Origin of the sequence: Streptomyces gardneri, assembly GCF_006539185.1 — a bacterium.
GTDB lineage: Bacteria > Actinomycetota > Actinomycetes > Streptomycetales > Streptomycetaceae > Streptomyces > Streptomyces gardneri.
This window is the reverse complement of sequence record NZ_BJMN01000030.1, coordinates 102,186-128,517: the sequence shown is the minus strand read 5'-3', so window position 1 is coordinate 128,517 and position 26,332 is coordinate 102,186. Positions and strand designations below refer to the sequence as shown.

14 protein-coding genes are annotated in these 26,332 nt (G+C 70.3%); 5 read left to right on the top strand and 9 right to left on the bottom strand.

What is annotated here, in order from left to right; genetic code table 11:
• Positions 1–55: 55 nt before the first annotated feature.
• Together SGA01_RS23305 and SGA01_RS23300 are read right to left on the bottom strand one after the other, a co-directional pair.
• On the bottom strand, positions 56–4,750 hold the full coding sequence (locus SGA01_RS23305) for a DEAD/DEAH box helicase (RefSeq protein WP_141298364.1): 4,695 nt from the start codon (positions 4,748–4,750) through the stop codon (positions 56–58).
• 81 nt (positions 4,751–4,831) lie between these two features.
• Positions 4,832–7,825 (bottom strand): hypothetical protein, encoded by a 2,994-nt coding sequence (locus tag SGA01_RS23300; protein ID WP_141298363.1) that lies wholly within the window; start codon positions 7,823–7,825, stop codon positions 4,832–4,834.
• 208 nt (positions 7,826–8,033) lie between these two features.
• Between SGA01_RS23300 and SGA01_RS23295 the strand changes: the two genes are divergently transcribed.
• Positions 8,034–9,773, top strand: a complete 1,740-nt coding sequence (locus SGA01_RS23295) for a sigma-70 family RNA polymerase sigma factor (RefSeq protein ID WP_141298362.1) — start codon at positions 8,034–8,036, stop codon at positions 9,771–9,773.
• Between the two features lie 14 nt (positions 9,774–9,787).
• Here SGA01_RS23295 and SGA01_RS23290 read toward each other — a convergent pair whose 3' ends face one another.
• Entirely contained in the window at positions 9,788–11,944 is a 2,157-nt protein-coding gene (locus SGA01_RS23290) for a UvrD-helicase domain-containing protein (RefSeq protein WP_141298361.1), read from the bottom strand.
• Between the two features lie 128 nt (positions 11,945–12,072).
• Between SGA01_RS23290 and SGA01_RS23285 the strand changes: the two genes are divergently transcribed.
• Together SGA01_RS23285 and SGA01_RS23280 are read left to right on the top strand one after the other, a co-directional pair.
• Positions 12,073–12,768: a hypothetical protein gene (locus SGA01_RS23285; RefSeq protein WP_141298360.1), complete on the top strand. Its 696-nt coding sequence runs from the start codon at positions 12,073–12,075 to the stop codon at positions 12,766–12,768.
• Between the two features lie 78 nt (positions 12,769–12,846).
• The gene (locus SGA01_RS23280; RefSeq protein ID WP_141298359.1) at positions 12,847–15,450 is read left to right on the top strand and encodes a GmrSD restriction endonuclease domain-containing protein; all 2,604 of its coding nucleotides are present in this window, start codon (positions 12,847–12,849) and stop codon (positions 15,448–15,450) included.
• 9 nt (positions 15,451–15,459) lie between these two features.
• Here the strand turns inward: SGA01_RS23280 and SGA01_RS23275 are convergent, their stop codons facing one another.
• The 4 genes from SGA01_RS23275 to SGA01_RS23260 all read right to left on the bottom strand — a co-directional run bounded on the left by SGA01_RS23275 (position 15,460) and on the right by SGA01_RS23260 (position 17,932).
• Positions 15,460–15,720: a hypothetical protein gene (locus SGA01_RS23275; protein WP_141298358.1), complete on the bottom strand. Its 261-nt coding sequence runs from the start codon at positions 15,718–15,720 to the stop codon at positions 15,460–15,462.
• 1 nt (position 15,721) lies between these two features.
• A complete protein-coding gene (locus tag SGA01_RS23270; protein ID WP_141298357.1) occupies positions 15,722–16,270 on the bottom strand; it encodes a hypothetical protein in 549 nt (182 codons plus the stop codon).
• Positions 16,267–17,337: a ParA family protein gene (locus SGA01_RS23265; protein ID WP_218037847.1), complete on the bottom strand. Its 1,071-nt coding sequence runs from the start codon at positions 17,335–17,337 to the stop codon at positions 16,267–16,269. The genes SGA01_RS23270 and SGA01_RS23265 overlap by 4 nt, the downstream gene beginning before the upstream one ends.
• A gap of 64 nt (positions 17,338–17,401) precedes the next feature.
• Positions 17,402–17,932, bottom strand: coding sequence for an ATP-binding protein (locus tag SGA01_RS23260; protein ID WP_141298356.1), 531 nt, complete (start codon positions 17,930–17,932; stop codon positions 17,402–17,404).
• A 162-nt stretch (positions 17,933–18,094) separates the two neighbouring features.
• Between SGA01_RS23260 and SGA01_RS23255 the strand changes: the two genes are divergently transcribed.
• Together SGA01_RS23255 and SGA01_RS23250 are read left to right on the top strand one after the other, a co-directional pair.
• The gene (locus tag SGA01_RS23255) at positions 18,095–18,970 is read left to right on the top strand and encodes a helix-turn-helix domain-containing protein (RefSeq protein WP_141298355.1); all 876 of its coding nucleotides are present in this window, start codon (positions 18,095–18,097) and stop codon (positions 18,968–18,970) included.
• Complete coding sequence (locus tag SGA01_RS23250; RefSeq protein ID WP_141298354.1) at positions 18,970–19,173, top strand: DUF397 domain-containing protein; 204 nt, start codon at positions 18,970–18,972, stop codon at positions 19,171–19,173. The genes SGA01_RS23255 and SGA01_RS23250 overlap by 1 nt, the downstream gene beginning before the upstream one ends.
• 24 nt (positions 19,174–19,197) lie before the next feature.
• Here SGA01_RS23250 and SGA01_RS23245 read toward each other — a convergent pair whose 3' ends face one another.
• Both SGA01_RS23245 and SGA01_RS23240 read right to left on the bottom strand, forming a co-directional pair.
• Positions 19,198–23,349: an Eco57I restriction-modification methylase domain-containing protein gene (locus tag SGA01_RS23245; RefSeq protein ID WP_141298353.1), complete on the bottom strand. Its 4,152-nt coding sequence runs from the start codon at positions 23,347–23,349 to the stop codon at positions 19,198–19,200.
• Positions 23,346–26,315 carry a DUF8741 domain-containing protein gene (locus tag SGA01_RS23240; RefSeq protein WP_141298352.1) on the bottom strand — a complete coding sequence of 990 codons (2,970 nt, stop codon included), beginning with the start codon at positions 26,313–26,315 and terminating at the stop codon, positions 23,346–23,348. Before SGA01_RS23240 ends, SGA01_RS23245 begins: the two co-directional genes overlap by 4 nt.
• Positions 26,316–26,332: the final 17 nt, after the last annotated feature.

Genomic DNA, 26,332 nt, shown 5'->3' with positions numbered 1-26,332 from the left:
CCTGGTGTTGGGCCAGCGGGACCATAAGTTCACCGAAGCCAGCGGTATGTCCCGATCAGGTCGAATCTCCGGTCAAGGCGTTGAGGAGCGCCATGGCCTCATATCGGGTCAGCAGCTCATGGAAGCGCTCGTTGCGGAAGTTCCGCAGGCACGCGTAGCAGCTGCTCTCCGGGCCGCACTCGCAGGCCGCCACCCGGGCAAGCGCAGCAGAGACAACCGGTTCGAGCCGCTCGCCCATGGACACGGCGTTGCCCGCGCCCCCCGGAGTGGTGTCGAAGAGCAGCAGGGACGGCATGCCGTCGGTGCCGGTGTGAACCGTGCCGTCGATGTCGTCGCGACTGATCTCCAGGTGCGCGGCGGCGCCTTCGAGCAGTGCGTACAGGCCGGAGCGCAGACGGGCCACGGTGGCGGTCAAGGCTGTGAGCGGGTCCAGATGGATCTGGAGGAAGTCGGTCTGGTATCGGTGTGCGAGAGAGACGACACGGAGGGGGCCCGTGCACTGGGTGTCTTTCAGTAGGTGCGGGTGTCCGCCGCGCGGAGGCCCGGCCTGTGCGTGCGGACGGCCCCAGCCGCACCAGTCGCAGATCTGGTACCCGGCGCCGGCCGGCCCCTCGGAGACGACCACCATCTCTCCCCGGGTGCCCGCCGACCAGAGCGTGGTGTGGCCGGAGACGAAGGCGGTCGCGCCTTCCTGGAGGTCGGCGGTGTCGGTGGACATGTGGACGTCGCCGTACCAGGACCGTCGTGGCGGCGTCTGCCCCGGGCGGCGCTGCGGGCCGCGCGCGGCGACGAAACCGTAGACCGGTTCGACGTACCGGCGTTGCGCGGCCGCGGACTGCGTGCCGCAGGCTGCGCAGAAGGGGTCCACGGGTTCGGTGGCTTCCCGGTAGCGGCCGCAGGCCGCGCACACGGCGTAGTGGCGGCTGACCAGTTCGCGGTCCGGCAGCCGGTAGACGCCGGCTGACGCCCACAGGTGGCCGCCCGCCACGATCTCGGCCCCCGGGGCGTACTCGTAGACGGCGGCGCTCAGGTCACGGGTGAGTTCGAGTTGCCCCGAGACGGCGCCGCCCTCCTGGGGAATGCGCAGTTCGACGGTGTCCACGGGAAAGCCGTACTTGGGCAGCACGTTGCGGTTGGCGAGGACGCCGAGCAGTTCGCGTTGGGTGAGGTTGCGGATGACCTTCTCGTACATCTCCGCCTGCCGGTACTTGCGGGCGGCCGCGGCCTGCTCGCGGCGTTCGCTGTACGAGGTGACATCCTGGTCGAGGATCTGCTGTGCGGCACGCAGGAGCCGGTCCAGTTCGGCGACCCAGTCGCCGGAGTCGATGCCGATCTCTTTCTGGACCTGGTCGGGGAGAACCCGGCGCAGGGAGACCATGACGCTGTCCGGGACGGGGGTCAGCCAGTCGCGCACCGTGTGGGCGGCGATCTCGCCGGTGGTGTCGTCGGGAAGGAAGAACTCTCCCGCCTTGCGCCAAATCCGGCCCCGCTCGTCCTTCATGGCACGGAAGAAGGCGGCGAGCGCGATGGAGTGGGCGTGGCGGCGGTCGATCCGGACGTTGTCGACGGGGACGATCGGGGCCCGTACCTCCCCGGCGATCATCCGCTCGGGCTCCGCGAACCGGGAGAGGTCGTGGGGCCGCCGCTGCGCGTAGGTGAGGACGAGCGCGGCCGAGTCGGCGCGGCGGCCGGCGCGGCCGGCGCGCTGGACGTAGTTGGCGGTGGAGGGCGGCATGTTGCGCAGGACGACGGCCTGGAGTTCACCGACGTCGACGCCGAGTTCGAAGGTGGTGGAGCAGGAAAGGGCGTTGACCTGCCCTCGGACGAACTCCCCCTGGATCTCGGCGGCCTTCTCCCCGGTCCACTGCGCGGTGTGCTCCTGGGCGCGCAGTGGAACGGGGTCGAAGGTCAGATAGAGGCGCCGCAGGTGCTCGTCCGTCTCGGGCGACGGCTTGAAGTCCTCCAGGCGTCCTGTGCAGCGCAGCGTCGGGCACACACCGCGTACGGACACCGCGGTGATGCGGCGGCAGCGGTCGCAGGCGTACAGCGGACCGCTGTCCGCCGTCACCGGCCGCAACCGCAGCCAGGCGTGGTCGAGTCGGCGGACGACACCGATCCCGGGCTGGTTCTCGGACGGTAGCCAGTCGGCGAGGTGACCGGTCGTGAGGTCGGTCCACAGGCGGTTCAGGACATCGAGGGCGGTGGACCGTCGTTCGCCCCGGTGGCCGAGAGCATCGAGTACTCGTACGAGGTAGTCGACGCGTCGGTTCGAGGCGCTCGCGGCGCTGGGCAGCCAGCTGATCACCCTGCGCTTGGCCTCGGAGCCCTGGGAGCGGACCCAGATGGGCCCCTTGCGCGGGGCGAACGCCTCGTCGCCCGCGTCGACGTCCTCGGGCATGGTGAGCGCGCCCTGGTTGCGCAGGGTACGCAGGAGTTCCTGCAGCAGCAGCCATGCCTCGTCGTCCGCGAGGCCGAGTGAGGTGAGGGCGGCGGGCGGCTGCCAGAAGGGCTCGCGGTCGATGTCGATCCGGAGCAGGCCGAGGCCTTCGAGTGACTGGCGGTCGTCGAGGCTGAGCACTTCCTGCATCACCCACAGGGCCACTTCGCGCTGCTTGGCCTGGCGGGAGTCGTTGCGGCGAAAAACTCCGGCGCGGTCGGCGGCGCGGATGGTGTGGGCGACGAGGTCGTCGATGTGCAGGGGCTCGTCGGGGCCGGGGCAGCCCTGCCGGACGGCCTGGGTGATCAGGCGCCGGTGCTGGATGCGGGTGTAGGAGTCCTCCAGGTAGGGCGCGAAGTACGCGGCGGCCTGTCGGCTGTCGCTGAAGAACAGCAGCTTGCGGCCCTGTCCGGGCAGTGCGGCGGCCGGGCCGTCGGTCGCCGGAGGCAGTGCCTGGTAGAGGGCGGTGCTGAGGACGGCGGCCGAAGCCTCGTTGCCCGCCTCGAAGAGGCGGATCATGCCGTGACCGCGAGCTCCGCATGCGAGGCATGCGGCCGGGGTGCCCTCGTGGGTGTCGAGCTGGTGGACGCGGCGCAGTTCGGTGCCACCGCATCCGGGAGCGGCGCAGGATGCCGTGGCCGCGGGGTGCACGGCCGCGCAGCGGGTGCACAGCCTGCGTTCCTTGAGGCCGCCCTTGGCGCTGTCGCCGAGTGTCTCGTCGTCCTCGTCGGCGCCGGTGTCCGAGCCGTCCCCGTCGAGGAGCAGCCAGGTGTGAGGGCTGTCGGGGGACTTGCGGTGTGCGAGGCGGGCTTGTGCCCCCTTGCCGGTGAAGGTGCCGTGCAGGTGTACGGCACCGCAGCGGCGGCAGGCGCCCAGTTCGAAGGACGGGCGGGCACAGCGCGCGCAGGTCTCGTGGCGGGCCAGGTCGAGGTGGGGGCCTGCCGGGTCGAGGCAGGTGAAGGCGCCTTCCGTGGCGCGGGCGAAGAGGTGGTAGCGGGCGGAGAGCACGGGAGCGCCGTCGGTGTCGGTCACCTGGCTGGCGAGTTGGATGAGCGCGGTGACCGCCGCGGGTCCGACGGGGTCACCGGGGAAGACGTCGCGGGCGATCTCGTTCACGGGCCGGGGTCCGTCGGCCATGGCCCGGCGCAGGGCGGCGGTGCCGGCCTCGGCGGCGAGGGCGGTGGCCGCGGTCGTGTCGGCGGGCAGGCCGTGCATGCGGGCGGCCGACACGATCTCCGGTTCGGGGTCGGCGGTCGTGGCCAGGCGCAGGTACTCGGTGGTCGGCAGCGGTCCCCAGTGCGGGCCGTCGGGTGTCCCGACCCGGGTGGCGGTGACCAGGTCCTGGGCGGCGGGGTCGCTCGCGTCCCACCGGAAGGGGACGTCGAAGAGGGCCTGGGCGAAGGCGGTGACGGCGGCCGGGTTCTCGTCCGCTCCGACGGTGGCACTGGTGGCGATGGCCTGGATCTCCCGCCCCTGCCCCACACGGTCCTTCAAGCGGCGCAGCAACATGGCGAGTTCCGCGCCGCGCGCTCCGTCGTAGACGTGGGCCTCGTCGACGACGACGAACCGCCAGGAACCCGCCTGCTCTCCCTCGAAGAGGTCCATGTCCTGGGGGCGGAGCAGCAGGTACTCCAGCATGGCGTAGTTGGTGAGCAGGAGGTGGGGCGGTGTGGCGCGCATCTCGCGTCGGCTGAGCAGTTCGTTGGGCAGGCGCGGTTCGCCGGGGTTGAGCTGCTCGAAGGTGTCGGCGGCGCGCTGCGGATCGTCCTTGGTGTCGCCGGTGTAGCGGCCGAAGGTGATGTGGGGGGTGTCGGCGAGCAGTCGGCGCAGTCGCTTCATCTGGTCGTTGGCCAGGGCGTTCATCGGGTAGAGCAGCAGGGCGCGGACACCGGGGCCGAGAGTGCCGCGGGCGTGTTCGGCGGCGAGGGTGTTGAGGACGGGCAGGAGGAAGCTCTCGGTCTTGCCGGAGCCGGTGCCGGTGGCCACGACGAGGTTGCGTCCGGCGACGGCCTTGCGCAGCGCCTGTTCCTGGTGCCGGTACAGGGGACGGTCGGCGGGCAGTGCGGGGCCGGTCAGCTGCCGGAACGCGGGGTCGAGTACGCCCTCTGCGACGAGCTCGTTCAGGGTGGCGCCCGGCGCGTAGGCGGGGGTGGCCTCCAGCAAGGGCCCCTTGGTGAGCAGCGGGCTGGTGTCGATGGCGTGGGCGAGGGCCTCGGCCAGGCGGGGCTCGCGCAGGGGCAGCAGGGAACGCAGGTAGCGGCGGTAGGTGTCGCTGATCATGGTGGAGGTGGCGAGCGGGTCGAGGCTGTGCACGGGAGGCTCCGATGTGACGGTCGGCTTCTGACGAGTGGTGGGGCGGTACCGGTGCGGTACGGGCTGGACGGGAACCGGTGGTCAGCCGGTGCTGTGCACGGCCTCCGCGGTGACCAGGCATTCCGCGAGGGCGATGTCGACGGCAGTGAGATCCGGTGCGTGGGACGCGATGGGCGTCCACAGGTGGCGAAGTCCCCGTTCCAGACCGGCGGCACGGGCGTCACCGGCGGCGGCGAGTCTCGCGATCAGCGCGCATCCCAGAGACAGTTGAGGGACCCTCATCCAGGCTTCGCCCGGCCCGTGCAACTGGCCCGGGTCCCGTCCGCGGAGGGTCTGGGCCAGGTCGGGGTGTCCGTCGTCCAGGAAGATCGATACGGCGTCCAGGCCGTCGCGGAACTCCTCACCCGTGGCGTGGTACTGGAGGTTCTTGCGGGCACGGAACGCCTGCCAGGCCGCGTCGGCACGGGTATCGGGGTCCAACAGGCCCCGCGGGACGACACGGGCACTTCGCCACACGGCCTGCTGCTGGAGTTCGGGGAGCTGGTCGAGGGCACGGGTCTGGGCGTCGAACCGGCCGACCGCGCCGCTCGGATCCGCGTGCCCGGCCAGCAAGGCCATGGCGGTGCTTCCCAGGAACTGGCCCACCTGGTCGAGGAGTTCTCCCTCCTCTGGGTACAACTCGCCGACGTCATAGGCGAGGTCACCGGAGAGGTACGGCAGCAACGGGGCCGTGAGCAGCAGCGCACACAGGGGCGCCTGCCGCCAGACGTGACGTACGGTGGCAGAGTTCGCCACCTCTCGAATCCTCAGGGCGGCGAGACCGCTGCCGGCGAGCACGGAGGCGAGTTCGCCGGAGCGCAGTGTGCTGTCGGCCGCTCCCGTGAGGGCGGTGGGCCCGGCGTTCGCGAGGGCGCTGCGGCATTCCGCCGGTGCCGTCTCTCTGGCTCCGCACGCCTGCAGGTCGCGTCCGCGGGCGGCCACGATCCACTGGTAGGGGATCGCGTCGGTGTCGCGCGGCAGCGCGCCGTGTCCGGCCAGGTACTCGGAGACCCTGGCGCCGGTTCCGTGGCCGGCAGCGAAGGTCCACGGGGACCGGCGCAGCACGAGGGTGTCGCGATCGCCCAGGCGGGGCCATCCGGGAGTGGTGGGTGTGGGGGCGCTCGCGTTCAGGTGCACGATCAGGGGACCGAGCGACCGCCAGGCCGAGGGCAGCGGGATACGGCCGCTCTGGTCGACCGTGGCCGTCAACGGCTGCTCCCACGGGGCGAAGACGGCGTACAGGCGGGCGGTCAGTGCGCCAGGGTGGCGCAGGCCCCGCAGCAGCAGTCCGCCGCCGTCCGGTACGACGTCCTCCGCGATTGGCTGGGTGCGTACGGTCGCGACATGGATGCTCTCCCCCGCGACCAGCAGCCGTATCTCGGCTTTCACGCAGTCGCGCACGGTGTCGGCGAGGGCCGCCAGTGAGTACCGCAGGTCTCCTCTGCGCGTGCGAGTGCGGCGTTCCGGACGCAGGGTGTGCAGGGTCGTCCCCTCGACGACCAGTGCCAGCTGGGGGGTCACCGCCACCGCCTGTTCGGGCAGGCGGACGGTCAGGGCGCTCTCCCCGGCCAGGTCCGTCGCGTCGATGTCGAGCGGCCGGACGGACCAGGTCAGGGGTTGGCCGCCGAGCTCGAGGCGGACCTCGGAGTGCGGGATGCATGCCTCGACGGCGAACCGACGGATCCCGTCGCCCAGTAGAACGCTCTTGGCGATCTCGTACGGAGAGAACGCGACGGAGTGCGCGGAAGCGGTGACCGCTCCGCCGGCGCCGAGGGTCAGCCGAGCAGGGACCAGGCCCCCGTGCGAGGCAAGCAGACGCCACTCGGCGGTCGGTTCGGCCGTGATGCCCTCGGCGAGGAAGGCCGCCAGCCGACGACTGCGCCGGGAGCCGACGCGGTGGACGAAGATCTCGTACGGTCCCAACAGCGGGCGGGGTACGTCCCTCCACGGGTCGATGAGCGCCCCGGGGGCGCCGGTGTGACGGGCGAGAGGCTCCCCGTGGCCACGGCGGCGTACTTCGGCCTGCCAGAGCCGCCCGTCCGGCTCACCGGCGCGACGAGGGAGCCGGAGAGCGGGCGGACGGTGCCACACGGGTGCTCCGTCGTCGCCTGTGATCCAGGGCAGCGTCGCCCCGCCCTCCCAGCCGAGCGGCCGTCCGGCGGCGACTTCCAGCCAGCTTCCCGGGACCGCGGCGGAAGTTCGTACCCGGGTCACCCCGGTCAGCGACACCCTGCTCAAGGTCCAGCCGTTCCAGCCGTACGGAGTGGGCAGTTCCACGACGGCGGAGTCGGTGCCCTCGGTCTGCAGGGTGCCCGCGTGCAGGAGGTGGATCTCGGCGGCGGGAAGGGGCTCGTCCGGGGGGATGCGGTGGCCGTCGGCATCGAAGGCCAGGAGGGCGGTGTCCGGGTCCACGACGGCCGAGACATGGGTGGTCCCCGTCGCATCCGTCGTCTCGACGCGGCGCACGGGGCCCGGCAGTATCCAGTAGGGCGGCCGGACCGTGAACACCTCACCGTCGGCGGACAGTTGCCAGTCCCCCGCGTCCGGCTCGCCGGGCAGGGTCAGCCGCACACTGCCTGCGCCGGGGCCGAGACGGAGCTCGGGGGGAGGGGCGACGCTGCGGGACGGGGCGACCGAATCGGCCGCCGCGGCCGGGGCGCGCCATGTCCAGCCCAGCGAGCGGGCGGCCTCGTGCGCGGCGCGGCTCCACTCGCCGGGGTTCTCCGGGGCGGCTCCGTGTGACCCCAGGTCGGGGCGCGCCGCGAGCACGCGCGCGCGTGCTTCGGCCACCAGACGCGGGAGTCCCGGGCCGTCGGCCATTGCCACGGTGTAGATCGCGCAGGCGGGCCAGCGTGCGAAGACCGTGTCACGTGCGAAGCCGGAGTGGTCCGCCAGCAGACGGTACGCCACCAGCGCCTCCAGGACGAGCGCGGTCCGTACGGCGGCGGCCGGCTCCGCTGCGCCGATGGAGGGCTCCCCCGCCTCGCGCCAGGCCCGCTCGCAGTCGTCCAGCAGCTGCGTGGGATCAACCAGCATGTCCCGCCCCTTCCCCCGCCCCGGACGTACGCGATCTCACCCCGGGACCGACCATCGTTGTACGTTCTACCATTCCTTCACATAAGGAGCATGGGGGATCTTCAGGTGAACAGTGCGCTCCCACCTGGAGCGTGGCTGATTGTCAGTGGTGGGTGGTGCAATGCGAGAAGGCTCGTCGCACCGCTGTAGAACACATGGGGGCACTCTGATGACGACGGACATCGAGGCCGGTGCACAGGCCCTGCTGCATGAGGCGCTGGTGGCTGCCGCGGGCCCGCAGCGAGCCCTGACTCCGGTGGCCTTGCGGGGGCTGCTGGTCGGAGTGGATCCCGCGGTGGTGGCCGAGGTGGTGAGCCGGGTGATGGCGGAGGGGGTCGCACTGCCTCCGGCCGCGGTGGCCGCGTTCGGTCTGCACGGCGGTTCCGGGGCTCCGGCGACGCCAGAGCCTCCCGCAATCGCGGAGCCGCCCAGCCACACGCAGGGTGAACGCCGGGTTCCAGCGGAGCCTAAGCCGGAATCACGAAGATCGCCCCACTTCGCTCTTGAGCTGAGCCAGGACAGCCGACTGGACCTTTCCGCGTTGACCGTTGGAGCGCTTGGTACTGGCGTTTTCTCGGCGCCCCAGCCGCCGCTGCGGGCCGAGAAGCCGCACGAGACGCCCGCCGATCCAGCGACCGTGCCTCCCGCCCAACCTCCGCCGAACCCTCGCCCCGAACCCGGCGCCGACGCCCCGCAGGAGGACGCTTCCCCACGTCAGGCCGCGTTCGACTCCCTGAAGCACTACCGCAAGGAGATAGGCAGGTTCCCGCTACTCTCCCGACAGCAGGAGGCGGAGCTGGCCCAGGCCATCGAGGCGGGACTGCTGGCTCGCGAGCAGTTGGACGAGGCCGGCAGGAAGATCGCCCCGAAGCTGCGGCGTGAGCTTGAACAGCTCGTCCGGCTCGGAGAACTGGCGTTCACTGACTTCGCCCACGCGAACCTACGGCTGGTGGTAAGTATGGCCACCTGGTACACAGGACGCGGGCTGGACCTCATGGATCTGATCCAGGAGGGCAATGTCGGCATGATCCACGCGATCGAGAAGTTCGACCACCGCAAGGGCTTCAAGTTCTCGACGTACGCAGTCCAGTGGATCCGGCAGGCGATCCAGCGGGCCATAGCGGACCAGAGCCGCACTGTCCGACTTCCGGTGTACGCCCACGACATCCTGATAGCACTGCACAAGGCCGCCCGGGAGCTTGGGCATGACGCGCCTGCCGACGCTCTCCCTGCAGTGGCGGCCCACGCGGAGGTACAGCTGGACAAGGCAGCCGAGCTTCTGTCTCACGTGCGCCGCACCCTCCCATTGGAGGATCTGACCGAGGCGATCGGTGACGATGCGCTGCACGAGGAGGCCGACCCAAGCGTGCACGGAACGCACTGGTCCGAATCCGACGCCTACTACAAGAACCTGTCTCCGAAGGAGGTCCACTACATCCTCGGCTGTCTCAGCGAACGAGAGCGCCGGTTGATCACCTTGCGGCACGGGCTCGACGGAGGACCAGAGCTGACGCTCGAGGCCACAGGCCGAATCCTGGGTGTCACGAGGGAACGCGTACGCCAGGTCGAGTCGAAGGCGATGTCGAAGTTGCGCGGGCGGACCTTGGAGTACCTTCACCCTCCGGTCGTCACTCCACCACCCCTTCATGTCGAGCCGTGCACCACCGTCTCAGCAGATCCGCCCCTCGACCTCGCCGACGAACTCCACGTCACCCGAAAAGTCCACCACACCGGACGGATCCTGGTGGACCGGCAGACGATCGACGTGGGTGTGCAGTACCGCGGCAAGACCGTCACGGTACTGCTGGAGGACGACTGGTTCCGGGTGTTGTTCGAGGGCCGCCCAATCGCGGCTTCTCCTCGGCGCCACCTTCCCCGATCGCGCAGGACCTACGGCATCTGCGATTGAACGCAGTCGCTGTCTCACCCTGGCAGGAACTCACTGGCCCGCCCGCTGTACGACACATACAGCGCCTCCCGCGCCCTGGTGCAGGCGACGAACAGCAGGCACCGTTCGGCGGCCAGGTCGGTGGTGTGCTGAATGCCGTCCACCTCGGCCGGGGTGACGGCGGGCGCGAACGGGAAGGCGGAGCGGGTGACCCCGGCGACGGCGACGCACCGGTGCTCCAGCCCCTTCATGCTGTGCAGCGTCGACACCCGCACCCCCACCACACTCTCCGGTTCCCCGTCCCGCACCCGCACCACCGGGACGCCGACCGCGGCGAGGCGGTCGCCGAGTTTGCCCGCCAGCGTGTTGAAGCGGGCACAGACGGCGATGTCCGAGGGCGCGACCCCGGCGTCCATCCAGCCGCGCACTTGCCGGACGACGGCGTCGGCCTCTTCGTTCTCACTCCCGTGCCCCTCGCACACGGGCTGTGCGCCGTGCAGCAGCGAGCGGTATCCGGTGAGGGTGTCGTGGACGTCGCCGGTCAGGTCGGCGACGGGCTCGCTGTCGAGCAGGCCGCGGGCCCAGCGCAGGATCTCCTCGGTGCAGCGGTAGTTGACGCGCAGTCGTCCGCTGCGTCCCGCGACGGAGATGCCGAGGGAGCGCAGGGAGACCCGGGCGTCGTAGATCCGCTGGTGCGGGTCGCCGGTGACGAACAAGTCGTCGGGCCCTTCGGGGGCCAGGACGCGCAGCAGCCGCCACTGCGCCGGGTGCAGGTCCTGCGCCTCGTCCACGACGACATGGTCGTACGACGGTCCCTCGCCCGGTTTGTCGCGCAGCAGCCGGGTGGCCTCGGAGCAGACCTGGAGCCAGGTGTGCGCCCGGTCACGGGCCAGGCCATCCTCGAACACGGTCACGGCCTGCCAGACGCGCCGCCGCTGGGCCTGCCCGAGCGCGCTGCCGCGTCCACGCCGCTCGCAGGCCAGGTACTCCTCCTCGCTCCGCAGGTCCTGGGCGAGGACCACGTGCCGGTACTCCTGGGACAGGAACGCCTCGTTCCACGGCAGTTCGAGGCAGCGGGCCACGCGCTGCCAGCGGGGCCGCTCGTCCCGGTCGCCGAGCGCCGTCCCCGGGTTGCCGCGCAGTTGCCGTACGACGCGGTGAGCGACGGCGTCGACGGTGGTGACGTCGACACGGGCGAGCAGCGCCGGGTCGTGGTCGAGCAGCAGGGCGAGGCTGCTCTGGAGGGAGCGGGCCAGGGCTCCGGTGTAGGTGGTGAGGAGGACGCGCGTGTCGGGTGCCCGGTCCAGGAGGTGCTTGACCCGGTGCAGGGCGACGACCGTCTTTCCGGTGCCGGGGCCACCGGTGATCTGGGCGGGTCCGGCATAGCCGGGCCGGTAGGCGATGCGCCGCTGGGTGGGGTGGAGGAAGATCCGCCAGGCGGCGAAGGGCTTGGTCAGGATGTCGGCGAGGTCGTCGGGGCCGGTGACGAGCGCGATGCGGCTGCGGGTGCGGGTGACGGCGGCGGCCAGGTCGTCCCCGGCGGTGTCCTCCCCCGCCGCGCTCTCGGCGACGGTCGTCTTCTGGCGTACGGCGACGAGGTCCCGGTAGATGTCGTCGGGGTCGAGGCCCTCGGCGAGCAGCCACAGCGCCTCGTACTGGTCCTCCGGCATCAGCGACCCGAACGCCTCCAGTTGCGCCTTGCCGGTGACGGTGCGGGCGGCGCGCAGGGTGACGTCGTCGACGCCGAGGTGCCGCAGGACGGTGTCCGACCAGGGGGCGAACAGGAGTTGGGGGGCCGCGGCGGCCTCCTGAGCGAAGAGCGGGGTGATCTGCTCCATGGCGGTCAGGTCGCGCACTTCGAGGCAGCGGGTCACGGAGTTGACCGTGTAGAGCCGTCGGCGGGCCCAGGAGTAGGCCTTGTCGTGGGGGACGACGAGGACGAAGACGAAGAGGTCGCTGCCGTCGTCGGGCGCGAGCAGCACTATGCGCAGGCCGTCGTCGACGCGGATGGTCCGCATCCGCGGGTCGCGCGAGCTCACCACCGACTCCAGGTGCAGCCCCTTGTCCGCGTGAAGTTGCGGGACCGTCAGCTGCTGGAACTTGGCCATCGCCTTGTGGACGCGGGCGCGGGCCGGCTTGTCCAGCCGGTCGACGCCCTCCCAGAACGTGTTGGTGATCGCGATCTGCGGCATGTTCCCCACCCTTCGACAGCACCGGCCGACAGACTATCTGTTGACTCAGTTTACGAAACCCTCCATGATTCGTCGCAGGAGTTGCCGCACGACACAGGGGCATCGCGAGCGCGGGGGTTGTTGGGGAGATGACACTGCTGGAACCGGAAATGGACGGCCAACTCGTCCTGGAAGACGACTGTGTGGACCTCTTCGATCTGGCCGGTGACCCCCTGGACGCGGCCGTGGCCCGGCTGCAGGCGGGCGTGAAGCCGACCGCCGAGGACATCGCCCTGCTCACCGAGGCGGCCCGCACCGCGCAGCGCGCCTTCGAGGAGGTCGGCGCGGCGAACGACGTACTGGACGACGCCTCGGACCTGGGCGAGGACCTGACGACTGCACTCGCGGAGACCTTGCGGCGCCGAGACCGGGCCGAGGTCCCGGCGCTGCTCGGCGCCCTGCGAGCCCAGGCGGCGCGCGTCGAACGCTCCGAGGCCGTACGTACGATCGCCAACCGCGTCCTCGGCAACGGCGGACCGGACGAACCGGCCGCCCTGACCCCTGTCCCCGCCCTCACCCCCGCCCTGCTGCCCCGCGTGCCGTCCGTGTACGACGACGAGGAGGCGGGCGCGAGCCTCGCCGACCTGTGGGAGCGTCAGGAACGCCTGGAGCGGGTTCAGGACCGGGTGCGCGGGGAGCGGGTGGAGCACGTCGCGGCGCACCTGGTCGCGCTCGCGGAGCGGATCGTCGACCGGGCCTTCCTGGACGCCCGGTTCACGCGGGCTGCACTTGACGAGATGGACCGGGCTTACGCGCTGTGGTGTGCGTGCCTCGACGAGGGCTGAAGTGCCCCTGACTGTCGCCGGGAAGCCCTAAAGTCCTTCCCACGCGCTACGACCGGACCGATTGCCGAGGGGGACGCCGTGCAGGCGAAGGAGACGCTGTTCGCCGATCTCGTCCAGGGCAGGGCACAGCAGTTCCAGGTGCCGCTCTATCAGCGGACGTACTCCTGGACGGAGAAGCAGCTCAGACAGCTGTGGACCGACATCCTGGAGCAGGCCGAGCTGCTGGAGTCCGGGGAGAAGGCGAGCACACACTTCCTGGGGTCCGTGGTGCTCGCGCCGTCGCCGCAGAACGAGGCGACCTTCCCCCGCTGGCTCGTCGTCGACGGACAGCAGCGGCTGACCACGCTGTCGCTCGCCCTGGCCGCGATCCGCGACCACATAGCGGACGGCGAGCCGGACGAGGCCGAGCGCATCGACGAGGAATACCTCATCAACAAGCGCAAGAACGGGAGCGATCGCTTCCGACTGCTGCCGACCCAGGCTGACCGGGCGCAGTTCGCGGCATACGTGCGCGGGCCGCTCTCAGAGCAGGCCGCCGGCGGAGCCGTCGCCGCCGCCTACGGCTACTTCCGCCGCAAGCTCGTCGAGGCCGCCGATCCGGCCGCCCCGCAGGACGTGCTCCGCATCGAGGAGGCCATCACCTCCCGGCTCACGCTGGTGGCGGTGACAGCCGAGCGCGCGGACAACGTGCACCGCATCTTCGAGTCCCTCAACAACACCGGCCTCAAGCTGAGCCAGGCCGACCTGCTGCGCAACTACCTGTTCATGCGTCTGCCCACCCGCGGTGAGCACATCTACGAGACCTACTGGCTTCCCTTGCAGGACAGTCTGAGCAACGACGAGCTGGAACAGCTCATGTGGTTGCAGCTGGTGCTCGACGGAGACGACCGGGTCCGCCGCCAGGACCTGTACGCGGCTCAGCAGCAGCGCTTCGAGCGGGGTGAGGTCAGCGAGGCGGAGATCGAGGCGTACATCAGGGAGTTGTACCGGCGCGGCGCCCTCTTCCGTCGGCTGCTCCACCCCGAGGAAGAGGCGAACAAAGCGGTCCGCGCCCATCTGCACCGTCTGGACACCTGGCAGGCCCAGGTCACCTATCCCGCGCTGATGCTGCTGCTCGACCGGCGCGAGCGCGGGGAGCTTGACTCCACGGACACGGCCCGCGCGATGTCGTACGTCGAGAGCTTCCTGGTGCGCCGGATGATGTGCCGGGTGCCGACGAACAACCTCAACCGGATCTTCCAGGCAGTGCCCGGGCAGCTCCCGCTGGACGTGGCTGTCGCCGACGGGCTGCACCAGCTCCTCTCCGCCGAGAACCGCTTCTGGCCCGATGACGACGAGCTGCGCGAGAAGGTCCGGACGGCGCCCTTCTACAAGTTCGGACGCGGGCACCAGCGCAAGATGGTGCTCCAGCGGTTGGAGGAGAGTTACGAGCATCCCGAACCGGTCGACTTCGCCGCCGCGCAGCTCACGATCGAGCACGTCATGCCGCAGTCGCCGGGCGACGAGTGGCTCCGGATGTTGAGCGAGGACGTGGTCGACGGTGAGAGCGCGGAGGACCTGCACTCCCGACTCCAGCACACGCTCGGGAACCTGACGCTCACCGCGGTCAACGCGGAGTTGTCCAATCACCCCTTCGAGCGCAAGCAGGACCTGCTCCAGGGCAGCCACCTGGAGATGAACCGCCGCATCGCGGCCACAGAACGGTGGGGCGCGGACGAGATCCGCGCACGTGCCGACGAACTCGCCGACCGCGCGATCGCGCTGTGGCCGGCTCCGTTGCGCGGAGTCGGCCGAGCGGAGCGGAGCCGGGACTGGAACCTGGCCCACCAAGTGCTCGCCGCGCTCCCCCACGGTACTTGGACGTCGTACGGCGATCTCGCGGCGTTCATCGGCTCCGGAGCCCAGGCCGTGGGCAACCATCTGGCCAATACGCCGGGGGTGGCCAACGCGTACCGGGTGCTCACTTCCGAGGGCAAGGTCTCCGACGGCTTCCGCTGGACGCCTCAGGACGCGGGAGGAGACGTCCGCTCCCGGCTGAGCGACGACGGCGTGCGCTTCACGGTCAACGGGGCCGCCGATCCGACGCAGCGCCTCTCCGCCGACGAGCTTGCTTCGCTGGTCGGGGAAGCCGACGGCGAGGAGGACGCTGCGCAGCGCGCCCCGGAGAGTCAGGGTGAGGAGACGCGGGCCGACCAGTTCTACGCTCAGCTCGTGGCAGAGAACTCCGACGAGAGGCGGTTCTTCCGGCGGCTCGCGGCGCACGACTCCCTCGAGACCGTGGATGCGGTGCGCGCCCTCTTCGCCCACTGGGAGGAACTCGGCGGCTCAATCCACTGGGTAGGAAACGACACCATGAGCAGCGCGTTCCTCACGCTGGGTGAGACGATCGCCCCGAGCCGCTGGATCTCGCCGATAAGCTTCATGCCGGGCAGTGGGTGGGCCGGCTCGGCGCACGTCGCCTTCCAGATTCTGGCCGTACACGAGCCTTTCACCGACCACGCCCTGCGTGCCGAATTCCTCAGGCGCCTCAACGAACTCGAAGGTGTCGACCTCCAGGAGAGAAAGCCGGGGCCGGACCCCAGGTTCGAGTTGTCGGTGCTGGAGAAAGACCGCAACCGTGAGCTGCTCGTCGAGACTCTGACGTGGTTCCGGGACCGCTGGGAGAGTCGGGGCACGGACTGAGACATGGACTCAGGGGCCCAGGTCGATCGTCACAAGTCGAACAGTGCCCCTGGCGGTCCGCCCCTCGCCAAAGGGCGCGAGCAAGGACGAGACCCCTTGCCTCAGCCGCGCCCGCCCGCGTAACAGGCGGGCGACGGCCGGCATCTGCCGGCCGGTGGTCAACAGGTCGTCGAAGAGGAAGATGGTGCGGTTCTCGACATGGCGCTCGATGCGGATGGCCTTGGCATGGGCGGCGGCCGCGAGGCGTTCGGCTCGTCGCGCCCAGCTCACCTCACTTCGACGAGTCCTCGGCCGCCGGGCCGGCGGCCTCGTCGTGCCGCAGTGTGGACTGCTCCGGCCGTCCCCGGAAGGCGGCTCCCTTGGCTGTCCGCGATTCGACGCGTTCCACGATGCGGTCGATGACCCGTTGAGGACCCTTCCACTTCAGCGCCAGCCGGTCGTAATCCATCCCGTGTTCGGAGATAATGTCCCGCAATTGTTCGAGGCCGAGCTCGCTCAGGCTCGAACGAAGTCCCGTCTCGCCGGTTTCGGCGAACACCGCGAACGGGTCGATCACTCCCGGAGCTCGCCGGCTACGCCTCGGGCGTTCTACCGGCTGAGGCGCTGTCTGCGAATCGGGAGGCGTCAGCGCCTTGGCCAGTGCTCGGGCGAAGCGTGTCGTGCGTGCGGCTTCGGACGCCACCACACCGAGGACACGGGCGAGCGTCGCTGCGAGCTCCAGATCGGACGCGCCGAGCTTGTTCAAGGCTTCTTCGGCCTCCCGCACCTGGGCGTTCAGGAGACCGTTGTCGTCGGGCCGACTGTCGCTCTGCTCGATCACGCCTTCTCCTCGACCAGTTCGATGAACTCCTGCGTCATGCCGCGGAAAGCGTCGAACCCGCCCTGGTAGCCGTACTTCTGCCGCAGGGTACCGCGACCGACGAACTCCGCCGAACCGGCGATGTCGTTCTTCTCGGGGATGAAGGTCGGCAGCACGGCCGGGAGCTTGTTGTCTCCCTGAAGTCGCCTGACGGTGTTCCAGTGGACCGTCGAATTGGCCTTGTATTTCGTGATGACGATGCCGATCTCTTTGATGGTCTCCCCCAGGTCTTCCGCGAAGGCCCGCACCCGCCGCTGGATCTGAGGGATCCCGTAGGTGGACAGGACATCGGGAATGGTCGGGATGATATATCCCTCGGAGATGCGCAGACCGTTCAGAGTGACGATTCCGAGGTTGGGAGGGCAATCGACGAGCACGTAGTCATAATCATCAATGATCTTCCGGATCGCCTTGCGCAGGAGATCGGTGGGGTTGTTGGCGTGGAAACGCCCCCTGGGCATGGACGCCAGGCGGTCCTGAACATCGATGAGGTCCAGCGAAGAAGGCAGGAGGTCCACCTTCGTCACCGCATCGACCGATGAGACATTGCGCTGGAGTGTCTTCTCCAGGTCGAACTCCAGAGGCTCGTCCTCGGGCCGCAGTGCGTCCTTGAAGAGGGTCGCCAGGGTGTACCCCTCGTCATTGAGCTCCTCCCACTTCTCCTCGCCGATCAGGACCGTGGTCAGATTGGTCTGCGGGTCGAGATCGACCACCAAGACCCGCTTGCGGAACTCCGCGGAGAGGAACTCCGCAAGTCCGGCCGTGGTGGTGGTCTTCCCGACGCCGCCCTTCAGATTGATGGTCGAGATGACATGGGCTTTGGGTGCCATGTGCTTCTTCCTCCGTTTGAGGTAGCGCTGAATCTGACTCGCCCGGAAAACCGGCCCGCTCCGCAGGTCCGCGATGGGAGCGGGGAAGTATTTGTCACGGGCGCGCCAATTCGCTACGACCGTCCGACCGACCCCCGCCATCTCCGCCACTTCGAACAGTCCGACGAGTTGGTCATCCGCCTCGGGCATGCCTTCCATGACATCTCCCCGTGAACGGCCTTCACGATTACCTGTTAAGCGTGAAGGCCGTTCACAACCACCGTCAATCCCCAACTCCTGCGATTAGGTGCATAGTTGAGTTCACGCGCCCCCCCTTGAGCGCGGGTTCACGCCGGGCGCACTCGGCCCAGACCGTCTTGCCACCCGGGCGGTGGGGCTCGCAGCCCCAGGCGTCGGCGAGCGAGGCGACGAGGGGCAGGCCGCGCCCCGACTCGCCGTCCCCATCTCCGTCGCCGTCTCTGCCTGGCGCCAGTTCGGGCAGGCGGTCACCCCGGGCGTCCGTGACCTCGATGCGCAGGGTGCCGGACGTGAGGGTCAGGGCGAGGCGGGCGTGGCGGCCCCGTACGCGGCCGTGCAGGGCGGCGTTCGCGGCGAGTTCCGCGATGAGGAGGGAGGTCGTGGCCGCGTCCTCGTCGCCGGCCGCGGCCTCAGGGCAGTCCCGCTGGTCGGCGAGCCAGCGTTCGGCAGCGTGGCGGGCGGTGTGGGCGCCGTGTCTGCTGGTGGGGAACATGACGCGGAAGTGGTGGGTGATGACGGTCGGTTCACCGGTGACGATGACGGTTTGCTGGATCACCTCACCAAGAGTGACGGAGCGCTTCTACTGCGTGGAGGGTGCGGGGCGGTACGGAGGATGACTGTCCCGGGGCGGAGGGCGGGATGTCCGGGCGTACGGCCGTGATTGGCCGGACGTTCGGCGGTTCACCCCTGGTGCGACGGAAGTGGGCGGTGGTACGGGATGGCGACACAGGAGGGCGGTTCGGGGGTTCCCGCCGGCGGTGAGGCGGACGTTACGGACGAGGTGGCCGACCTGTTCCGGGCGCTCGGGCGGCAGATCAAGGTCGCGCGGGCACGGGCCGGGATGAGCCAGAAGGAGCTGGGCGACCGGCCCCGGTCTGGGGAGGAGACCATCTCGTCCGTGGAGCGGGGGCGACGGACGCCTCAGCCCGAACTGCTGCGCACGGTCGATGAGTTGCTGGAGTGCGGGGGGCTGCTGGCTGCGGCTGCGGAGGATGCGGAGCGGGCTCGGGCGCGGAGGAGGGTTCGGCATCCGGAGTGGTTCAGGGATTATGCGCGGCTGGAGCGGGACGCGGTTGAGATCAACTTCTACAACAACCATGACATTCCGGGGCTATTGCAGACCGAGCGGCGGGCCCGTGCCCTGTACGAGATGCGTAAGCCGCTGCTGGACGAGGAGACCATCGAGCATCGGGTGACCTCTCGGATGGGACGTCAGGAGATCCTGACCAGTTGGCCTCCGCCAATGGTCAGCGCCGTCATCGAGGAGACCGTGTTGCGGCGCCCTCTTGGCGGGCGAGAAGTCCATGGGGAGCAGCTGGAGCAGCTGCTCAAACTCGGGCAACTGCGCAATGTGGAACTGCAAGTGATGCCAACCGACCGCAGCGAGCACGCGGGGATGGGCGGTGCGTTCGTGCTCCTCACGCCCAAGGGGAAGGCTCAGTTGGGATACACCGAGGCACAGAACTCCAGCCGGTTGATCACGGACCCGGAGGAAGTCCGTATCCTGGCCGCACGGTACGGCAGCATCAGGGGACAAGCGCTCACCATGCGCGAGTCCCTATCCCTGATCGAGAACTTGCTGGGGGAACGATGATGAACACTGCGGAACCTGCGCGACTTGTTTGGTTCAAGAGCAGCTACAGCGGCAACGAGGGCGGCGAATGCCTGGAGCTCGCCGCCGACGGGACCGCCGTCCGCGTACGGGACTCCAAAGAGCGGGGCGACGGGCCGCAACTCGCGTTCACGCGGGACGCGTGGGCCGGGTTCGTCGCGGACCTCGGGCGGGACGGGTTCTGACCGACCCGCCCGAGGCTGCGGCACTCAGGCCTCGTGACGCGGTCCCTTGCCCGGCGGCGGGGCCAGCACGGTTCGGTACTCGCCGCCGGTTGCGCGGGCCTCTTCCATGCGGTCGTAGATGTCGAGGATGAGGTCCTTGGTGCGGTAGGCGCCGCCGTGGGCGGCCTCGTTCTCGCGCTTCACCACGGGGAAGGTGTCCATGACGTACTCCACATCCGCCCGGCTGACCCCGTAGAGGTGGAAGAGCGCCGCGTCCAGCTCCACGCGCAGCAGCTCACGGCGTCCCTCATCCCACCTGAACGAGGCTCCCTCGTAGCCAAGGTCTTCGGCGAAGTCGGCCATGTCACGGCTGGTGTAGGCGAGTTCCACCACACGAGCAGTGAACCACTCCGCCCCGCCTGGCACCGCGCGGAAGTCGGCGAGCAGCGGAACCGGGAGTTGGTAAAGGTAGCCGTACGTCAGGTGCGTTCCGGCGATCTTCTGCCGGATCACGTAGTCGAAGACGAACGACGACATGCACGCCTGAAGCAGCGCAGCCGACTCGGCGTCCTCCGGGAACATGAGCGGGTTGGTGTGCCCGACGCCGTAAGGCGGGAGAACGGTCGCCATGGTCGTCCGGGTGTCAGTGGAGCGGGCGATGTCCCGCCACCCCATCAGCCACCCGTTCCACCACTCCCGCTCCGCAAGCCGCGTCTCCACCCCCGCCCACATGATCCGGTTCCCCTTCTTGTCCCGCTTGCCGGAGTCCACATCCTGCTCCGGCACCCAGTACCGGGGCAGCGGCGCGAAGTCGGGGTCGTCGTGCTGTTCCGGTGTCACGCGCGGGAGGGTGCCGACGTTGGCCTGGGCCTGGGTCTGGCCCTCGTACGTGCCGAGGCGGTGGTCGAAGTGGTGGAGCATCTTCGCCTCGTACAGCGGGAGATAGCGGCGCGTCTTCCCCTCTTCATCGACGCGCGCGAAGACGTTGCCGATCAACTGCCAGCCCTCGTCCTCCAGTTCCCGCTTGCCCCGGAACAGGTGGGAGTCGTTGGACATGTGGAACATGGTCATGAACGTCAGACCCCACGGGTTGGTCCCGCCCCAGCCGTTCTCGTCAGGCTCCTTCATCAGCACCGGGACCCGGTGGTAGATCCCGAGGGTGATCTCCGCGTCCCGCCGGGTGCGGAACACCGGAAGGGTGCCCGTGTTGGGGTTAACCAGCAGGATCTCCTCCGGAGGCATGGCGAACCGCCGGCTCTCCAGGTCATCCATGTACCGGGTACCGAAGGCGAAGGACGCCTCGTCGACGCGCGCACCAACGCCGGTGACGGTGAACAGGGAGAAACGCACCGAGTGGTGCACATCCCGGCTGAGGATGAACGCCTCGTTCTCGAAGTCCAGGAACGACGCGAGCCGAGCCGCGCGCACCAGGTCCGAGAAGAACGGCGCCGTCGTCGCGTCGGTGGCGATGCCGGTCGGCAGGACCAGGCCCAGTCGCCCGGTCGACGCGACGCCCAGGGAGGCGGCCTCGGCGAAGACGGCGTACGTGTTGACGTCGCCCCGTCCGGCCAGTGGGAAGCGGCCCGAGTCGCGCAGCAGATGGCTGACGCCCTCGGAGAGGCGGCGCGCGTCGATGAACTCGGTGTGCAGCGTGCGGTCCGTCTCCTCCTCGCTCTCGGCCAGCGCGTCGATCATGCGCTCACGCGCCGCCTTGTTCGCGGCGTTCGCGATCTTCTCGTCACGGGTGGCGAAGAACTCCTGCTCCTGGAGCTTGACCCGCTCCCACGGCGGGTTCCCCAGCACGCAACTGAACCCGCCCTTCCACCCGGTCCGCTCGTCCACCCCCGGCGCCTTCGCATCCGCCGGAACCCGGAACACCTCCGGGAACTCCAGGTGCCAGTGGAAGAACCGGTACTCCTCCCGCAGCCGTGCAACCTCCTCCACCGTGCCGCCCGGCAAGCTCGCGCCGCCGTCCTCGGAGTGCAGCGTGAGCAGCGACTTCGTAGTCAGCGCGGGCGGCGTCGCCGTCTTCGTCTTCCTCCAGACGAACGCCGCGCACCACGCGTCGGCCAGCTCCACGGCCCTGATGTAGTCCGGGGACGTGGTCAGCTCGCGGTACGCCTTGGCCTGGTTCCGGACGTCGTCCAGCTCCTGCGAGTCCGTCCCGGTGATCGCCGAGACCTTCTCGCCGAACGCCGAGTTGGACTCGGCCAGCACCTCCTCCTCCGCGAACAGGGCGTCCTGGTTCGCCCCGTGCCGCAGCGCGGTCTTCCATGCGGTCCGCTCCGCCGCGTTGCGCTTCTTCAGATCGGTGACGTGCTTCGGCTCGTCGCCCTCCAGCGGCTTGAACGCGTCGTCGGGCAGGCCCTCGGCCAGCAGCTTCGGCGTCGTGCCCAGCAGGCCGTTGCCGTGCTTGATGTGGGCGTCGAGGAAGGTGAGCGGCCGGCCCGGCTCCATCGCCTCGATCCACAGGGACACCTTGGCCAGCTCCACGGCCATCTTGTTGAGATCGACGCCGTACACGCACCGGGCGATAACGTCCCGCAGCGCGTGCCGTACGTCCTCGGCGCTCGGCTCGGGGTCGTCCGTCTCGATCTCGGCGAGGCGGCGGGCGATGCGGCGGGCGGCGGCGACCAGGAAGTGGCCGGAGCCGCAGGCGGGGTCGCACACCGTCAGGGCGAGCAGCGCGTCCTTGCGCTCCTTCTTCGTCGTACCGGACTTGACGGCCTGGTCGATGACCGGGTCGAGGGTGGAGTCGAGGAGGCAGTCGATGAGGGGGGACGGGGTGTAGTAGGACCCGGAGGTCTTGCGGTCGTTGCCGTCCAGCTTGGCCAGGACGTACTCGTTGCCCTCGCCGAGGCGCGGCTCCAGTTCGAGCAGAGACTCGTAGACCGAGCCGAGCTCGTCGGCGCCGAGGTGGCGGTAGTCGACCTTGCGGGGGCGGCCCAGCTTGGCGTCGTACACCTCGCACAGGGCGTGTACGGCCTCGTACAGGGACTGGTTGGACAGGCTGAGGCCGTCCAGGATCGCCTCCGTGGCGGTGGGCTCGAACAGGCCGCCCAGCGCGGGGAGGCCGAGTTCGGGGCGGCCGCCCGGTGTGCCGAGGCCCTCGATGACCAGCCGCAGCGCCTGCCACTGGTCGCCGTGGAGGGTGCCGGTTCGGCGGGCGACCCGGCGCAGGCGGGCCGTGGAGAAGTACTTCTCGTACGTCTCGCGGGCCTTCTCGGTGGCGTCGGGGTGCAGGAGGAGGTCGCGGTCCTCGGTGACGAAGAGGAACAGCAGGCGGTAGGCGAGGCGCAGCAGGGCCGGGTGGAGGTCGTCGCGGACGTTCTTGTCGCGGGTGCGCAGGGCGTCGCGCAGGTCGGCGTTGTCGGGGTGGGCGATCAGGCCCGTCCCGATCACGGTCAGGGCCTTCTCGACGCCCTTGCGGAGTTCCTTCAGGGCGCGGGTGCCGCTGTCGATGGCCTCGGTGCGCCACTTCTCCAGTAGGCAGGTCGCGGCCGGCTCACCCTCGGCACGGGGTTCGAAGCGGGTGCGGTGCAGCAGGCGCCACAGGAGGACGAAGTCGTCGGAGCGGTCGCCGTCGAAAATCGCCCGGAGGTCGAACTCGATGAACGCGGCGCCGGTGAGGGATGCGGACTCGCGCAGCAGGCGCAGCTGGCGGCCGTTGGAGAGGACGCCCCAGAGGGTGGAGTCCGCCGAGCGGTTGAGGTACTCCTGCACCATCGACTGCGGCGCCTGCTTGGCCAGTTCGGTGGTGCGGGTGTCGAGGGGGACGTTCCAGCCGGTGAGGTGGACGGGGACGTGCGCCCAGTGGTGGCTGACCTCGAAGTCCTTCTCGCCGTCGTGGGAGGGCAGGCCGGGCGCGGGGACGGGGGTGAGGGCGCCGAAGCCGAGCTGTTCGAAGAGGGGCAGCAGCCAGCGTTCGGTGGTGACGCCGACCGCGTGCACGCCGGGGTCGGCGTCGGCGCCGTCGCGGGCCAGGGCGTCCTGGTAGGCGGCCCACACGCCGCGCAGATAGCCCCAGGAGCGCTCGGCGGCGTCCCGTACCGAGTCGCCCTTGGCGTACAGGCGGTAGTCGGCGGGCTTGGAGCCGGTCTGCTCCTTGCCCTCCTTGATCCTGACCAGGAGGTCGTACGGCAGGAGGCCGCCGACGGTGGCGACGGAGTCAGTGACCTGGGTCCTGGCGGTGCTCATGCGCCCACTCCCTGGGAGAACGTCGGGGCCGGGCGGTAGTGGTACACGCCCAGGATGTCCGGGTCGCCCTGGGGGACGACCTTCAGGCCCGCGAGACGGGCGCGGGAGGCGGTGCGCACCCTGCGGTGCGAGGCCTCCAGGGTGCGGCCCAACTCGGCCGACTGGTACCGCAGTTCGGGCATGATCGCGGGCAGGGAGGCCAGAATCTCGGCGATGTGCTCGGTGGCGAACTTCGGGTCGGTGTTCTGCGTGGCGCGGGCGTCGAGGAGGGCCACCGCCTCGTCCTCCGGCAGCCATTCGGGGGCATCGGGCCTGCCTCGGTAGGCGACCACGCGGGCGTCCTCGGCGAGCTGCTCGCGCACCGAGCCGTCGCGGGCGGGCAGGTTCAGCTGGAAGCGGTGACGTACGAGCAGGAGCGTGGTGTTCCGCTCCACGGCTGCCGTACGGACGACTCCGCAGCGGCGGGCCGGGCGCTGCCACTCGGGGACCTTGCCGGCGTCGTCGAGGGCCGCGTCCAGCACGAAGCGGGCGACGGCGGCGACCACCGGGTCGGTGCGGGTGAGGGCGGCCTCGCCGCGCGGGGCGCTGGGGGCGTCGTGGAAGACGACCGGGCGGGGGTGGCGGGGGCCGAGCGCGTGCGAGACGGTGTCGCGCAGGCCCTGCGGGAGGGCGTCGGTGTGCGCGGTGAAGCCGCCCTGCTTCGTGGGCGCGGGCATACCGCGCAGGGCGCCCAGGGCGCGGCGGGTGAAGTCCCGTACCTCCTCGCCGGTGCCGAGCGCGGCGCGGACCTCGTCGACCTCGGCGGCCACCTCGTCCTTCTTGATGGTGAGCTGGGCGTACCGGGAGCGGTGGCGCTTCTCCCGGTCGGCGGAGGACTGCCAGGCGATCTCCAGTTGCGCGGCCACCTCCTCCTGCGCAAACAGCCCCTCCTGCTCGTACGGGGACCGCTCGCCGCGCAGGATCAGGCCCTCGAACACGGCCTGCATGGCGCTCTCGGACTCCTGCGGTACGGGCACGGAGATGCCGGTGACGCGGCGGATCCGCTCGTGCTTGCGGAGCAGGACATTGAGGACGATGCCGTCGACGGGGTTGTCCGCGCCGTACAGGGTGAGCGCCTTGACGACGTCGGTGCGCTGGCCGAAGCGGTCCACGCGGCCCTCGCGCTGCTCGTGGCGGGTCGGGTTCCACGCGAGGTCGTAGTGGAGGACCGCATCGAAGGACTCCTGGAGGTTGACGCCCTCGGACAGGCAGTCGGTGGCGACCAGGACGCGGCGTTCGGGCGCGGGGTTGCCCTCCTCGTCGGTGCCGGTCAGCTCGGCGATGCGGGTGACGCGCTGGTCGGGCGAGAGTTCGCCGGTGACGGAGGCGATGGCGACCGGGTGTTCGGTGCCCTTCTTGTTGAGGGCCTTCCTGAGGTGGTCGGCGACGTAGTCGGCGGTCGCGATATAGCGGCAGAAGACGATGGGGCGGTAGCCCTCGTCGAGGAGGCCGGAGACCGTGGCGATCAGCTTCTTCAGCTTGGCGTCGCGGGTCGGTCCGAAGAGCTTCCTGGCTGATTCGGCCATGGCGACCAGGCGGGCCCTCTCCTCGTCGTCGGCCTCGGTGTCTTCGGTGTCGGAGGCGGTGGCCTCGGTGGCGGTGGCCTTCGGGAGGCGGGTGCCCGGTACGGCGTCCGCGGACTCGGGGGTCTCGCTGTCGGCCGGGTCGGAGACGGTGCGCTCCCCGGTGCGGTCCGCCTCGGCGGGGGTGTCCGCCTCCTCGACGCCGGCGCGTGTGTTCAGGGACTGCACGGCGGCGGCCGGGGAGGAGGACAGGGTGCGCAGCAGGGCGAGGGTGGACCACCAGCGCTGACGCTGCTGGAGGGCGCCGTCGGCCGCGCGTACGGTCTCGCGGGCGTACGACAGGACCTCGTCGAGGAGCTTCTTGTAGTCGCGGTGCAGGGTGTAGGCGGTCTCGGCGGTGTCTCGGGACGACGGGAAGTGCGCGCCGTCCTGGAAGTCCTCGCGGATGTCGGCGCGGCGGCGCTGCACGAAGAACTCGGCGAGCAGCCTGCGGCCCGCGTCGGTGTCGAGGGGGACGGCGGCCAGGCGGTCGTCGAGCAGGCCGATCAGGCGGCGGAAAGGCTCCTCCTTGCCACTGTGCGGGGTGGCTGTGACGAGGAGGAGGTGGCGGTCGGTCCGGTCGGCGAGGGCGCGCAGCAGCGCGTACCGCTGCTGGGAGGAGCGGGCGGATGCGCCGACTGTGGTGTCGGAGACGCAGGAGTGCGCCTCGTCGACGATCACCAGGTCGGGGCAGTGGCGCAGGAAGTCCTCCCGGTGACGGGGAGACTTGATGAAGTCGGTGGAGACGACGTACGCGCCGTCGGGGCGAAACACCGACTGGCCGTACGGCGTCTCGCGCTCCAGACGGCTGATCGTGGACGGCAGCACGAGACGGGCGTCGACGCCGAACTTCCCGTACAGCTCGGCCCGCCACTGTTCGGCCAGGGCGGGCGAGCACAGCACGACCAGGCCTCGGGCATCGCCCTGCGCGAGCAGCTCGGCGGCGATCAGCCCGGCCTCGACCGTCTTGCCGATACCGACGTCGTCGGCGATCAGCAGCCGCACGGTGTCCTGGCGCAGCGCCATCAGCAGGGGGACCAGCTGGTACGGGCGGGGGTCGACGGCGATCGAGGCGAGGGAGCGGAAGGGGCCGGCGCCGGAGCGGAAGCCGATGCGCAGGGCGGTGCGCAGCAGCCCGGCGGCCTGCTGGTCGCCCAGGTCGGAAGGGGTGGGCGGGGCGAAGGTGGCGGGGACGACGGTCTCCAGGCCGGGCAGGACGCCCGCGATGTCGTCGTCGGCGCCGCCGAGCGGGCGCAGGACGAGGAGGTCGGGTGTGGAGTCGGGCAGCACGACCCACTCGCGGCCCCGGGCGTGGACGAGGGAGCCGACGGCGTACTGCCGGGTCGGCTGGGCAGCGGTGGTCATGCGGGCCTTCCGGGGTC

Bases quoted from the DNA above. Each gene is read 5' to 3' on its own strand.
- SGA01_RS23300 (WP_141298363.1), bottom strand. From the start codon at position 7,825: ATGCTGGTTGATCCCACGCAGCTGCTGGACGACTGCGAGCGGGCCTGG.
- SGA01_RS23295 (WP_141298362.1), top strand. From the start codon at position 8,034: ATGACGACGGACATCGAGGCCGGTGCACAGGCCCTGCTGCATGAGGCG.
- SGA01_RS23290 (WP_141298361.1), bottom strand. From the start codon at position 11,944: ATGCCGCAGATCGCGATCACCAACACGTTCTGGGAGGGCGTCGACCGG.
- SGA01_RS23285 (WP_141298360.1), top strand. From the start codon at position 12,073: ATGACACTGCTGGAACCGGAAATGGACGGCCAACTCGTCCTGGAAGAC.
- SGA01_RS23265 (WP_218037847.1), bottom strand. From the start codon at position 17,337: ATGGAAGGCATGCCCGAGGCGGATGACCAACTCGTCGGACTGTTCGAA.
- SGA01_RS23255 (WP_141298355.1), top strand. From the start codon at position 18,095: ATGGCGACACAGGAGGGCGGTTCGGGGGTTCCCGCCGGCGGTGAGGCG.
- SGA01_RS23250 (WP_141298354.1), top strand. From the start codon at position 18,970: ATGAACACTGCGGAACCTGCGCGACTTGTTTGGTTCAAGAGCAGCTAC.
- SGA01_RS23245 (WP_141298353.1), bottom strand. From the start codon at position 23,349: ATGAGCACCGCCAGGACCCAGGTCACTGACTCCGTCGCCACCGTCGGC.
- SGA01_RS23240 (WP_141298352.1), bottom strand. From the start codon at position 26,315: ATGACCACCGCTGCCCAGCCGACCCGGCAGTACGCCGTCGGCTCCCTC.